This is a genomic window from Paludibacter sp. (assembly GCF_009712605.1).
Classification (GTDB): Bacteria; Bacteroidota; Bacteroidia; order Bacteroidales; family Paludibacteraceae; genus Microbacter.
On the sequence record NZ_WASO01000003.1, the window covers coordinates 76968 to 89167 of the forward strand.

The following is a 12200-nucleotide window of genomic DNA, read 5'->3' on the forward strand; positions in this document are numbered from 1 at the left end:
TGGATGAAAAATTGGAAGGAGAATTCGATTTGTAGTCAATCTACGACTAATAAATACGTTACAAGCAAACCAATAAAGTAGCCGGCGTATTCATTTTTGTCTTTGTTTAAGCGTAATATACCGAAGAATAAAAAAGATATAAATTATAAAAAATTAAAAAATAACAAATGCCTTGTAGAGCTGAATATTCCATTGAAGGATGGAATGAAAATCTACTGTCATTATAGTATGCGAAAGCATATTTTGAAGAAGGGCTGGTTTTGTGGATACCTTCTCAAAGGGTTCTTATGGTGATTATTGATAGGGGTGTTGTAAAAATAGAAGATAATTCTTTTTATTTATTGCCGATAATTATGTATTTTTGCGCACCAAATAGAATTTTCATCTTATAAACATTCCATTTTTATGGCAACAAAAAAAGAAGCGCAAGAACCTGATAATCTGAAAACCGTTGAAAACGTGTTAAGTAAGTCAGAAGCTTTCATTGAAAAATACCAAAAACAAATTTTATACGGTGTCGGCGTAGTAGTGCTGGTTGTACTGGCCATCCTTGCTTTCCGAAACTGGTATCTTGTTCCAAGAGAAAATAATGCCGAAACCAAATTGGCGGCATGTCAAAATTATTTTGCTGTTGATTCGTTTAGAGTTGCTCTTAATGGCGATGGTACAGAAAACTGTATTGGTTTCAAAGGTGTGATTGACGAATATGGCATGACAAAATCGGCCAATCTTGCAAATGCATACGCTGGCGTTTGTAGCTATAAGCTGAAAGATTACAATAACGCTATCAAATATCTGGAAAAGTTCAGCGGGAAAGATGTTAATATTGCTCCTTCTATTACAGGTCTTATTGGTGACTGTTATGTTGAATTGGGTAAAGTTGATGACGGTATTAAGTACTTCATGAAGGCTGCCGATTCAGAAAATGAAATGATCAGTCCTATTTATCTTAAAAAAGCAGCCATTGCATATGAAAGCAAAGGCGATTATAAAAAAGCGATTGAGATTTACACAAAGATTAAAGATGAATATATAAGAAGTCAGGAAGCTTCGGATATCGATCGTTATATCGCCCGTGCTCAAACTTTTGTGAAATAAAACATTCTCTCGTTAATTTACGGGGAATAAAATATAACTGCTTCAAAATAGTTGGAGCAGTTTTTTTATAACAATTTCAAAACAATCTTATGTCAACTGCAAATCATAATCTGTCTGACTACGAAAGTGATAAACTCCCATCAGCCAGCGATATGCGTTTTGGTGTTGTAGTGTCGGAGTGGAATCCGAATGTTACGGAGAGTTTATTGGAAGGTGTGCTGCAAACATTGCAGAACCAGGGTGCTGCACCTGATCAAATTGTTGTTCAGTATGTGCCCGGAAGTTTTGAACTGGTTTACGGAGCTAAATTTTTAGCCGAAAATGCAAAAGTGGATGCTGTAATTGCTCTTGGGTCTGTGGTTCGCGGTGATACTCCTCACTTCGACTACGTTTGTCAGGGCGTAACACACGGCATTTCTTATCTTAACGCGACGCAAACAGTGCCCATTATCTTTGGTGTTCTTACCACAGATAATATGGAGCAGGCAACCGATCGTGCAGGTGGCAGATATGGAAACAAAGGCGATGAAGCTGCTGTTACTGCCATTAAAATGGTTGCTTTGAAGCGTGGTTTATAAACAGACATTTGGAGAGGAGCCTGCGCAGACGTGTGCCGGTTTCTCTTTTTTTTGTGGCTCACAGCGTAAAAAGCAATCCCAAAATAGCTCCGTAGATCGTTGAGATGTATTTGTTTGACGTGATGGGGCAGCTTCCTGAGGCGCATCCGATAAAGCGGTAGTATAAATATCCGATAACAGCTCCGGATATCGTTCCCAAAATGACTTTGAGAAAATGATGGGAAAGAATATTTTCCATGTTTTAATGTATTGTTTTTGCCGTTTTTCCTTGTTTCAGACAACAAAAATAGCCAAGAAAGATGAATTATAATAATATCACCCGATAAATTATAATCATATCACTTTTTTATTGCTATTTTTGCATACTGAATAAGAATCATTTTTTATGTTGTTCAAAAAATCAATAACCCCGGAACTGGCTCAGGAATTGTTTGATGATAGCGAAAAGACACTGCGTTTTATCGCTGATATTAAATGGGAAGAGGGATTCGTGTGCCGTAAATGCGGAAACACCAACTATTGCGATGGTAAGTCTCCATCATCGCGTCGTTGCACAAGGTGTAAAACAGAAGAATCTGCCACTGCGCATACTCTTTTTCATAATTGTAAATTTCCAATTAACAAGGCGTTCTATATCGCATATACGGTGTGTGTCGAAGGCAAGCCGCTTTCTTCCTACTGTTATGCCGATCAGCTGAGTTTGAATCAAATGACGTGCTGGAAGTTTCGTAAGCGGATTGAGAACTGCCTCAGCAAGCACAAAGAGAAGGCAGAAGAATCATCGCTGCAATCAATTTTAATGACGCAAGATTAGAACAGCCTTTGTTTTATTGCAAATTATTCTTATCTTTGCACCCGCTTTAAGGAAGGGCAGTTACCAGAGTGGCCAAATGGGGCAGACTGTAAATCTGCTAGCTTACGCTTACGGTGGTTCGAATCCATCACTGCCCACCTTCTTTTACTTAATGTTGCTCAATACAATTACGGGCACGTGTTCTTGGTAACCACGTAAAAAACAAGATTATGAAACAGAATATTTCTCCCCTTTACCTCCTTTTGACGGTGGTTTTCACCACCTGTTTGTTGATTTCCAATTTAGTTGCATCAAAAATTGTGGTTATTGCATCTGTTGCACTACCTGTCGGTATTTTTTTATTCCCGATAACGTATATTATCAATGATGTCATTGCCGAAGTTTGGGGGTTTCGTAAAGCCAGACTGATGATTTGGCTGGCGTTTGCAATGAACTTCTTTGCGGTGCTGTTTTATCAGTTTGCCGTAGCATTGCCACCGGCTCCTTTCTGGTCCGGGCAGGATGCATTCAGTACCATATTGTCTCAAACTCCACGTATTGCTGTTGCAAGCCTGTTGGCCTTCTTAGCCGGATCGTTTCTGAATGCTTACGTGATGAGCAAGATGAAAGTGGCTATGAATGGGAATAAATTTTCCGTACGTGCAATCGCGTCTACGATGGTTGGCGAATCTGCCGACTCTGCCATTTTCATTTTCATTGCTTTTTGTGGCATTCTTACAACCTACCAGCTGGTGATGATGATGATTACTCAGGCGTTACTCAAGACGTTGTATGAAATTATTATATTGCCAATAACACAGCGGGTGGTGGTGTATATAAAGAAAAAAGAACAAACGGATGTTTTCGATACTGACGTCTCGTACAGTATCTGGAAAGTCAAAGAAGTTTAGATTTATGTCATTGCATCATTTAGGAAATAAAACCAATTATCCAACCGACTACGCTCCCGAACTGTTGGAAACATTTGATAATAAACACCCCGGAAATGATTACTGGGTGCGTTTCAACTGTCCGGAGTTCACTTCATTGTGCCCGATAACAGGGCAACCGGATTTCGCTACGATAGTTATCGATTATATTCCGGCTCAAAAAATGGTGGAGAGTAAAAGTCTGAAACTTTATTTGTTCAGCTTCCGCAATCGTGGTGATTTTCATGAAGATTGCGTGAATATTATTATGAAGGATCTGATTCGGTTAATGCAACCGAAATATATTGAAGTGACCGGTCTGTTTACTCCGCGTGGAGGCATAAGCATTTATCCTTATGCTAACTACGGAATACCGGGGACTGAGTTCGAAGAGATGGCAAAATACAGGTTGAAAAACAAAAACCTGTAAGGGCTTCCATCACTAACCAAAATCTAAAGGTATCCGGGTGTTTGAGAAAAATATTCGGATACAAATTGGTTTATCCAACGGTATAGTTCGTCCATTTCCTGATAGTTTATTCCACGGCTTCTCCAGCCATTCAGGTTTGTCTCCGACCGAGAAATGATTTCTTTTTCCACTGCAGCATTCTTTTGCAGTATCCCCTTATTTTCTTTGTTGATTAAAGCTGAAAGGTTCAGGTAATCATTGCCTTCCCCTTTTGCAATAGGGAAGAGTTGCGTTTTGAGCTGTAATGACCATTCGCAAAGCGGGGCATTCCCGGTTTCGTTCTGGAGTAGTATTGGAGGGAAATAGCCTTTCGGATTCATCCATACGGGTATTGCAACCGAAGTAAGAGGCGAGCCCAGGATCGTCCACATGGTTGTAAGGGAAGAGGATTCCTGTTCTTTCGTTCCCTGAATAAGCACAGTTGCAGATGTTATATAGCGGGGAATAAAGTCTCTGAAGGGGACAAAAACAGGAGTTTCTCCATTTGATGGAATTGCATCGTACAGGTTGGTTTTCGTGAGGCCGTGCGTGAGGCAGCGGGCAACCGTGTGCAGAAAAAAGTCGCACGAAAGCGACTGTGTTGCTGAAGCCTTGGTGAAAAGTTGTTCAGCTTCCAAATAGCGACTGACTCCTTTATCCTGACTGCGGTCGCCGGAAAAAGAAAAATTAGTGCGGATAATATATCCTTTGGGCGCAATTGCCGGATCGTTCACATCATACTTTACATAACGGGAATTCCCGGTTTCAAAATAGGCGCCACCGCCTTTGGCGTCGATTACACCAAAGTTAGCTTCAACGCCCAACGGCTTGGGCAATGAGTCGAGCAAATGCTCAAAATCACTGACTGTAGCGCATCGTTGCAGCGCCATTCTCATGATGTTGCCTTCGCTGTCTTTTACAGATGCGGGATCTTTGCCGTTAAGATTGTAGGATGCAGAGTTAATTATGGCAAATCCGGCACTGTTATATCCTCCCCAAACGGCTTGTGACGGATCGTTGCTGTTGACCAGCCCTACATAGTCGAATTTTCCGTCTTTGAAGAATTCAATTTTGTTGTGCAGTTCATCAGTGTCGCGTTGTTTGAATAGCAGCGGACGACCATCGGGAGTGGCTTTCCCTGATACAATTGCGGTGGTGCAGGCTATACCTTCGGTTACCCCGACTACAAAAAGGAGAGCTATAAGAGATATGATGATTTTGTTCATTGTTCTATAATTCAGTTGATGACTCGTTTAGCAAGGCTAAAACCTTATTTTTGATTGCCTGTTGTTCCGGGTCAAAGGTTTTGGTTTTGTGTTCCCACATATTCCATACAAATATCGCTTTTTTTAGCGATAAGCGATCCATGTCGGATAACGGGGCTTCGGGCAATGTAGATGCGTAAAGCAGGTTGCCGAGATATTCGAGCAAAGAGGTGTTTTTCCCCTGGATAAAGCACTCGAAATCGTTTTCAGACATTTGTTGCAGTTGGGGCAGGGTAATGTTAAAATAGTGCAATAGCTCGGTTGAAATGATTTCCCGGACTTCCTCTTCTTTGTCAACGCGCAGCCGCAGAATCTTCTGGAGCACGGCACGCATTTTCTCAATTTCCTTCTCCAAGTAATCGCGACGCTCCATGGCAGGTTTCTTTAATTTTTTTGTATGAGGCAACAAAGTTATCTCCTTTGTTCAGATTCTCAATAATTTGCTTTATTCCTTCGATGCCGCAAGAGTTTAGGAATTGCTTAATCTCAATCCGAGCAATGATATAGTTTTTCTTCATCAGCGGCCAGCCACCTTTGTAGAACTGTTCCGGAGTTTCAATGTTTCGAAGAATATCGTAGTTTGTTACATAGTTTCTTTCAAACACCGAATCGTTGAGAAATGAGCGATAATCGAGCTGGGAGGCAAGCCCTTCGTCAAACCATGTCGGGATTTTCCGTTTGTCGAAATAGCTTAATTGCGACCAAAAATAAGAATGACAGAGTTCGTGGCTGATAACATCGACGTTGAACCCTTCTCTCCCTATTACAGTGAATGTTCCCAGTAACAACGTACGGCGGCTCACCGTGTGAAACTGGTCATTTCCCGAATACTTGCCGACTTCATTGTTGTTGGCGCAAAAGATTATTTTGTATTTGTGGTCATTAATTCCCCAGAATGCAATATTCCGCTGCTCGGCTTTTTGCACGAGGCTGTTTAAGCTATCTTGTAATGATGGTGACAATAAAGGACTGAAATATGCTTTATTGTCTTTTGAAACGAAACCTGATTGATTGATAAAAACGTTGCGCAAGACAAACGAGAATTGCCAGGTCACAATGACTATAATCAAAATGCAAAACGTGGCAACAAACAACATAAGTTTCTTTCGACTCATAATTATCTGTTTTTATAGGTTTTTCGTCTAATAAGTAACGTAAAGATAATTACCTGACGGGTAGATGTGGTATTGCTTCAGCTTTTCTTTTGAAGGTCCCGAAATGACCCATCCCGAACCGTCGGTTATGCGGTATCTCGATCCACATTCCGGACACTTTGCCGACAAATCCGGCTGAACTTCCACACGTACGGTATTTTTCACCTCATATGGGCATGCAAGATCAAATGCGCAGTAGCTGTCATCAAAAGTATGCACCAACAGAATGCCGCCGAACCCCAATGATTCGAGTCCCGTGGATACTTTCGTGTATGATTTTGTGGCTCCCAATGAAAGGAGTGTCGGTTCCTGTAACAGGTTAATCTGCATGCTCACCGGCATGGGGGGGATGGAAGTCTTGTTATCGCCGCAAGAGGCCAATATAAGGGCAAAAACGATAACGCTAGCCCTGAGAATTGATATAGAAAGTTTGAAGCGCATACGAAATAGGTTGAACCGTCAGGTAGATAACGTTGCGAAGGTAAAGATTATTTTCTCTTTTCCGATAGATAGACGTACTAAAATGCGACGTAGAATAGCACCCGCATTCCCCAGTTGTTTGCGTTCGGGTCGTTTCTGTGTGTTAATCTCCAGACCGATTGGATTCCAAGGCAGCTCAATATGTTATAGACACCGGCAGCGGCTTCTACATAAGGAGTGTTGAGCGTTTGGGAGCCGGAAGGAAGAGCCATTACCTCAAGGTGTTTTTTGCTAAGTCCGTTTTCTGCCACTCTGAGCGAAAACATTTCTTTGAAGTTCAGTGACCGTATCAGCGGAATCTTTTTCAGCAGCAAGCCGCAAGAGTAGTAGTCCACATACAGGTTGGCATATTTATCTCCAACATATTCCAGATTGTTCATCAGGTTGAAATTACAATCGGAAAAGAACAATGTTTCGTTTCCACGAGAAAAAGAGAGCAACGGAAACGGGACTTTGCCCAGTATGCAACCGGTCTCTCCGGTATAGTAAATCATTCCTCCGATAAAATCTACCGATTGCTTCACCGTCGCCTGAATTTTACCATAGTTTCGGGCTACCTTATTCATAGAGTATTTGCCTCCTTCAACCTGAAAATGAAAAACCGGAAAGTGGTTTGAAAGAAACCGTCTTCCGAAAAATTCGTCCCAGATCAATTGGTCGTTGGAAAGCCTGAAATCAAGTTTGCCCCCGTAATGCAAAATCCTGTAGACGGGCTCCCCCTGACTTACAAAGCTGACATACGGGTTTGAAAAATAACGGTTGTCGAAGAGTGTAAGTGTCGTTTTAAATTCTCGTCTCCATTCTTTTTCGTATTGAAATTTCCATGTACTTACTTCGTTTACTGCATAGTTGGGTTTGATCCGCAAAAGGGTAGAGAAGAGGTTGTCGTCACTCAGGAACACTTTGTTTTCGTTCACCAGCATGATGTCTTCGCTAAAGCCTGTCCTGTAGGCATTTTTGCTATACGAAAACTGCATTTGCTGGAAATTTTTCGAGGGAAATCTGTATAAAACCTGTCCTCCGAGTTTCCACGTGTGATTATCGAATGCGTAACCAAGAGTAGCTCCCACACTGAAATTTTTCCACAAGCTCTCTCCTGTTCTGAAACTGAAAGCTCCGGTAGAGCCGTCCAGTACATTTTTATGATACAGCGAGTTAATCGGTCCAACGTCAATCTTACCGACATGAGCATACTGATACATCAAAAGATCCGTTACCCATTTCACTTCATGCATAAATCGTGTTTTGTTGAGTTGTATCACCCCCGAGTAGATAGAATCACTGGCAGGTTTACTCTCTTTCTGGCGCATAAGTGCAATTTGTTGCAAATCCCCGTCGTTGTGTTTGGGCGGAGAAAACAGCAACTCTTTATCAATAACCCCAAGTACAGGTTTCTGATGGGGACCGACGGGTAGTGGCAGGTTCAACACCAAAAGGGTATTTATGCTGCTGTAATCCCATTTATCTTTATTTAGTGCGAACTGTTGTTTGATGTTGAAGGAGTGCGCAAAATTGATGGGAAGCGTTTTGGGAATGCTTGCATCGATATTGATTAACCCGTATGTCAATGAATCTATTGTCATACTACCGGTCAGAAGCAGCGCATCTCGTTGTTTCGGGCGGAAACCTATTGAGTAACATTTGCGTTTGTTGACAATGCTGCTGTCTTGCAGGAAAAATGCGTAATGCTTGAAAGCCTTCTTTGCAAGAGGACTCAAGAAATATTTGCCCAGTATCTCAACATGCTCTTTGTAGAAATTTTGTTGTAAGGTTAACAACAAAAGCATTTTTTCCACATATTCTTTATCAAGCGGCAAAATAGTGATCTGGTTGTTCCTGATGATGTCTTTGTCGAGCCTTACCGAAGGAAAGTTGGGTTGGCGGTAAATCTTGTCAGAGATGAATAGCGGAACGGTAAACAGGGAATCGGGAGACCACACGGAGGCTTTTCGTGCATTGATGTCATTCATCCAGTTTGGAGGCACATTATACGCGTAGGCTTTCAATCTGTCGGATACGGTAGATGGGTTACGTCCTGAAGGTGGACTGTTGAATGTGCGTCGCAGGATTGAATTTTGAACAATTCTGCGGGAAACAGAATCTTCATTTACTTTTTCTAAAGGGATTGCGGCAGGGCCTATCGGTGATAGCCAGACTTCGATGCCGAGAGTGGAGTTCCGCTTTATGCGAATTTGGAAAGGTTTGTATCCGTTTGCAAACACCATTATTTTTGCAGCGGGACTGTTGGTTTTAATTAAAAAATACCCCTCATTTCCGGTAATGGTGGAAATGGAGGTATTTTTAAATTGTACGGTAGCACCGGCAACCGGTTTTTGTGAGAATCGGTCAAATACCTGCCCAATCACCAGTGTCTCCTTTTGCGCGGAAACCACAAACGACAACATAGTCAGTAGTGAAGAAAGAATGAGTCGTCTTGCAAAAGAGGTTTCCATTTTTATGATACAATTCTATTGGGTAGAGTTGTTATCCTATCAGCGCCTGATATTTTTCTGCTGTCAGCAATTGAGCAGTTTGTGACGGATCTGTTACGGTAACTTTAATAATCCAGCCTTGTCCGTACGGATCATCATTTACCCATTCCGGATGGTCGTTCAATTCTTCGTTGAAAGCTTCTATTTTGGCATCAACGGGCAAAAAGAGGTCGGAAACCGTTTTTACGGCTTCGATAGATCCGAATGTTTCACCTGCGTTGAGAGTTTCACCTGCTGTTGCTACATCTACAAAAACGATTTCTCCCAGTTCACTTTGTGCATAGTCGGTAATTCCTACGTACGCAGTTTCACCTTCGAGGCGAATCCATTCGTGTTCAGCGGTGTAAAAAAGATTTTCAGGAACGTTCATAATAATTTGTGATTAAGAGTGATAAGTGTTTGTTGGAATTTGAATTATTTTCAAATTGTATAATTTTATACATTTCTCAGAACGAACCACAAAAGTAATATAAAAAACGTGTATCGTATATATATTCTAAACACGAATCAGGATATTTCGACTGCATATAATAATTTTTTCTGATTATATCAATGGATTTTCTTAGGGTGTAACGATCATCTTGTATACATTTGATTTGATAGATTGACGAATATTTTTTATGTTTTCGTTCTTATTTCGAAATATTTCTATGAGCTTTCGATACGCTTCGTTTTTACAATTATGGGCTATTTATTTGAAATAAAACAATTGTTCGTAACAACAACCTAAAGATTTAACATTAAGTAAATATCAGAAACACAGATATATAAAAAATATTTCCTGATTTTAGCGAGCAAAATGCCAAAAACATGCTGTAAAACATGTTTTTTTAAGATAGAAAGCAAATAAAAGCCTCTATTTTTGTCAGCACAGTACAGTACAGCACAACATTTTTTAATGTGCTGTAAATTAGATATGTAATATAACGCGTCCTAATTTTATTCGAATGTTTGAAATAGAATTCTCACAACAGACTACTAAGGTAAAGCAGTTGGCGAATGCAATTCAGGATGCAATTACAATCGGCGAATACCCCGAAGGCAGCTCACTACCTTCGATAAACGACCTCAGCAAGAAATGCCGGGTGGCGCGTGATACTGTTTTCAAGGCATTTCAGATGTTAAAAGAATCCGGGGTTATTGAATCGACTCCTACCAAAGGATACTATGTTGCAACAGCGACTACCCAGATATTAGTTATGCTTGATATTTTCAGTCCTTATAAAAATGACATGTATCATGCGTTGACTAATAATTTGCCGGCCAACTACAAAGTGGATCTTTACTTTCACCACTATAATAAAAAGTTTTTTGAATCCATCATAAAGGAAAGTGTTGGTAAATACAACTTATACGTTATCATGAATATTTCAAACGATGTTTATTCGGAAGTATTGGATGAGTTGGATAGTAACCGTGTTTTATTACTGGACTTCGGCAAGTTTCAAAAAGATAAGTACGCTTATGTTTGTCAGGGCTTTGATAAAACATTGTATGATTGCCTGATGTCAGGAGCCGATTTGTTCAGGAAATATAAGAAGGTCACGATGGTTTTTCCTGAGAATTCCGAACACCCCAGAAGTTGCATCCCATATTTTGAAAAATTCTGTGATGACAACGGTTTGGAACACGCTTTGATAACGCGCGAAAATATTTTGGAATCGGACGTGAACGTACACGAAGCTTATCTTATTGTCAAACATTCTGATTTGATTGAGTTCACAAAGATTTGCCGGAGCAAAGGAATGAGGATGGGGACGGATATTGGCGTGGTAACCTTTAATGATGCTCCAATGCTGGAGGTTATTGAGGATGGAATTACTTCTATATCAGCAGATTTTAAGAAAATGGGGAGCCTTGCTTCAGAATTTATTCAGACCAAACAAAAAATACAAACATATATTCCAACAAAGTTGATCGTTAGAGGATCCCTCTAATTTTTTTTGCAAAGCAGGTGTTTACGTACACGGTAAAAAAGATTGTAGTAGTTTTTAGAAATTAATAAAATAGAAATGGAGTCACAAACAAAGACTTATAGCAAGTTGAACGGAATAATCCCCCCGATGATTACGCCGTTGCTAGGATCGGACAAACTGGATACAGTTGGAGTCCGGAATCTTGTGGAACACCTTATAAAAGGAGGTGTGAGCGGCATATTCATTCTGGGAACCACCGGTGAAACGCAACACCTGAGTATTAAACTGAGAGAAGAGCTTATCAGAGAAACATGTCAGGCTGTGGATGGTCGTTTACCGGTATTGGTAGGTATCACAGACACTTCGATGAGCGAAAGCCTTTATTTGGCAAATGTTGCGGCAGAATGCAAGGCCAATGCCCTGGTTGCAGCTCCTCCTTACTATTTTGCTTTGGGGCAACCCGAATTGTATGAATACTATCAGGCATTGAGCGAAAAGTGTCCGTTGCCATTGTATTTGTATAACATGCCATCTCATACAAAAGTGATGATTGAGCCGGACACTGTGAAGCGTCTTTCGGAACTTCCTAATATTGTCGGACTGAAAGACAGTTCTGCAAACGGGGTTTACTTTCATAAATTATTGCATATTATGAAAGATGATCCTGATTTTGCTTTGTTTGTAGGACCGGAAGAAATGATGGCGTCTGTAGTATTGATGGGAGCTGATGGCGGTGTAACCGGAGGCGCAAATCTTTATCCCGAATTGTTTGTTGACTTGTACAAAGCTGCGGCAGCAAAAGACCTGAGCAAAGTTGCCGAACTGCAGGAAAAAGTAATGTTGGTAGGTGAGGCTCTTTATGGCATAGGCCGTTTCGGCTCAAGCTATATTAAAGGACTCAAGACAGCCCTCGCACTGAAAGGTATCTGTTGCGACAGCCTTGCACAACCTTTCAATACATTCCAGATGCCTGAAAAACAAAAAGTTCAGGTGGCTTTAATGCAACTGGAGGCCTTGTTAAAGAATAAGAATCAGTGATAACAATAA

Annotated in this window: 14 protein-coding genes and 1 tRNA gene; 8 read left to right on the forward strand and 7 right to left on the reverse strand. The window is 40.8% G+C overall.

The annotated features are described in order from the left end of the window. The first annotated feature begins 405 nt into the window (after positions 1-405). A complete protein-coding gene (locus F8N35_RS04385) occupies positions 406-1098 on the forward strand; it encodes a tetratricopeptide repeat protein (RefSeq protein WP_293050142.1) in 693 nt (230 codons plus the stop codon). An 89-nt stretch (positions 1099-1187) separates the two neighbouring features. Beyond that, a complete protein-coding gene (gene ribH / locus F8N35_RS04390; protein ID WP_293050143.1) occupies positions 1188-1676 on the forward strand; it encodes a 6,7-dimethyl-8-ribityllumazine synthase in 489 nt (162 codons plus the stop codon). A gap of 58 nt (positions 1677-1734) precedes the next feature. Here ribH and F8N35_RS04395 read toward each other — a convergent pair whose 3' ends face one another. Then, entirely contained in the window at positions 1735-1914 is a 180-nt protein-coding gene (locus F8N35_RS04395) for a DUF6132 family protein (protein ID WP_293050144.1), read from the reverse strand. 147 nt (positions 1915-2061) lie between these two features. On the opposite strand from F8N35_RS04395, the gene F8N35_RS04400 reads away from it, so the two are divergent. From F8N35_RS04400 to queF, 4 genes are all read left to right on the forward strand, one after another. Then, positions 2062-2490: a transposase gene (locus F8N35_RS04400; RefSeq protein WP_068702185.1), complete on the forward strand. Its 429-nt coding sequence runs from the start codon at positions 2062-2064 to the stop codon at positions 2488-2490. 54 nt (positions 2491-2544) lie between these two features. Then, positions 2545-2627: transfer RNA gene (locus F8N35_RS04405), tRNA-Tyr, on the forward strand. 72 nt (positions 2628-2699) lie between these two features. Continuing rightward, positions 2700-3380, forward strand: a complete 681-nt coding sequence (locus F8N35_RS04410; protein ID WP_293050145.1) for a queuosine precursor transporter — start codon at positions 2700-2702, stop codon at positions 3378-3380. Positions 3381-3384: 4 nt separating this feature from the next. After that, complete coding sequence (gene queF, locus F8N35_RS04415) at positions 3385-3828, forward strand: preQ(1) synthase (protein ID WP_293050146.1); 444 nt, start codon at positions 3385-3387, stop codon at positions 3826-3828. Between the two features lie 23 nt (positions 3829-3851). On the opposite strand, the gene F8N35_RS04420 is transcribed toward queF, so the two are convergent. The 6 genes from F8N35_RS04420 to gcvH all read right to left on the reverse strand — a co-directional run bounded on the left by F8N35_RS04420 (position 3852) and on the right by gcvH (position 9607). Beyond that, positions 3852-5072 (reverse strand): hypothetical protein, encoded by a 1221-nt coding sequence (locus F8N35_RS04420; RefSeq protein ID WP_293050147.1) that lies wholly within the window; start codon positions 5070-5072, stop codon positions 3852-3854. Positions 5073-5076: 4 nt separating this feature from the next. Further along, the gene (locus F8N35_RS04425; protein ID WP_293050148.1) at positions 5077-5484 is read right to left on the reverse strand and encodes a hypothetical protein; all 408 of its coding nucleotides are present in this window, start codon (positions 5482-5484) and stop codon (positions 5077-5079) included. Continuing rightward, positions 5450-6226 carry a hypothetical protein gene (locus F8N35_RS04430; protein ID WP_293050149.1) on the reverse strand — a complete coding sequence of 259 codons (777 nt, stop codon included), beginning with the start codon at positions 6224-6226 and terminating at the stop codon, positions 5450-5452. The genes F8N35_RS04425 and F8N35_RS04430 overlap by 35 nt, the downstream gene beginning before the upstream one ends. Positions 6227-6253: 27 nt before the next feature. After that, positions 6254-6706, reverse strand: coding sequence for a hypothetical protein (locus tag F8N35_RS04435; protein WP_293050150.1), 453 nt, complete (start codon positions 6704-6706; stop codon positions 6254-6256). A 77-nt stretch (positions 6707-6783) separates the two neighbouring features. Further along, a complete protein-coding gene (locus F8N35_RS04440) occupies positions 6784-9198 on the reverse strand; it encodes a DUF5686 family protein (protein WP_293050151.1) in 2415 nt (804 codons plus the stop codon). Positions 9199-9229: 31 nt separating this feature from the next. Then, positions 9230-9607, reverse strand: coding sequence for a glycine cleavage system protein GcvH (gene gcvH, locus F8N35_RS04445; protein WP_293050152.1), 378 nt, complete (start codon positions 9605-9607; stop codon positions 9230-9232). Between the two features lie 577 nt (positions 9608-10184). Here gcvH and F8N35_RS04450 point away from each other — a divergent pair. Continuing rightward, complete coding sequence (locus tag F8N35_RS04450) at positions 10185-11174, forward strand: GntR family transcriptional regulator (protein ID WP_293050153.1); 990 nt, start codon at positions 10185-10187, stop codon at positions 11172-11174. Positions 11175-11249: 75 nt separating this feature from the next. Beyond that, positions 11250-12191: a dihydrodipicolinate synthase family protein gene (locus F8N35_RS04455; RefSeq protein WP_293050154.1), complete on the forward strand. Its 942-nt coding sequence runs from the start codon at positions 11250-11252 to the stop codon at positions 12189-12191. Positions 12192-12200 lie beyond the last annotated feature (9 nt).

Bases quoted from the DNA above. Each gene is read 5' to 3' on its own strand.
- F8N35_RS04385 (WP_293050142.1), top strand. From the start codon at position 406: ATGGCAACAAAAAAAGAAGCGCAAGAACCTGATAATCTGAAAACCGTT.
- ribH (WP_293050143.1), top strand. From the start codon at position 1,188: ATGTCAACTGCAAATCATAATCTGTCTGACTACGAAAGTGATAAACTC.
- F8N35_RS04395 (WP_293050144.1), bottom strand. From the start codon at position 1,914: ATGGAAAATATTCTTTCCCATCATTTTCTCAAAGTCATTTTGGGAACG.
- F8N35_RS04400 (WP_068702185.1), top strand. From the start codon at position 2,062: ATGTTGTTCAAAAAATCAATAACCCCGGAACTGGCTCAGGAATTGTTT.
- F8N35_RS04410 (WP_293050145.1), top strand. From the start codon at position 2,700: ATGAAACAGAATATTTCTCCCCTTTACCTCCTTTTGACGGTGGTTTTC.
- queF (WP_293050146.1), top strand. From the start codon at position 3,385: ATGTCATTGCATCATTTAGGAAATAAAACCAATTATCCAACCGACTAC.
- F8N35_RS04420 (WP_293050147.1), bottom strand. From the start codon at position 5,072: ATGAACAAAATCATCATATCTCTTATAGCTCTCCTTTTTGTAGTCGGG.
- F8N35_RS04425 (WP_293050148.1), bottom strand. From the start codon at position 5,484: ATGGAGCGTCGCGATTACTTGGAGAAGGAAATTGAGAAAATGCGTGCC.
- F8N35_RS04430 (WP_293050149.1), bottom strand. From the start codon at position 6,226: ATGAGTCGAAAGAAACTTATGTTGTTTGTTGCCACGTTTTGCATTTTG.
- F8N35_RS04435 (WP_293050150.1), bottom strand. From the start codon at position 6,706: ATGCGCTTCAAACTTTCTATATCAATTCTCAGGGCTAGCGTTATCGTT.
- F8N35_RS04440 (WP_293050151.1), bottom strand. From the start codon at position 9,198: ATGGAAACCTCTTTTGCAAGACGACTCATTCTTTCTTCACTACTGACT.
- gcvH (WP_293050152.1), bottom strand. From the start codon at position 9,607: ATGAACGTTCCTGAAAATCTTTTTTACACCGCTGAACACGAATGGATT.
- F8N35_RS04450 (WP_293050153.1), top strand. From the start codon at position 10,185: ATGTTTGAAATAGAATTCTCACAACAGACTACTAAGGTAAAGCAGTTG.
- F8N35_RS04455 (WP_293050154.1), top strand. From the start codon at position 11,250: ATGGAGTCACAAACAAAGACTTATAGCAAGTTGAACGGAATAATCCCC.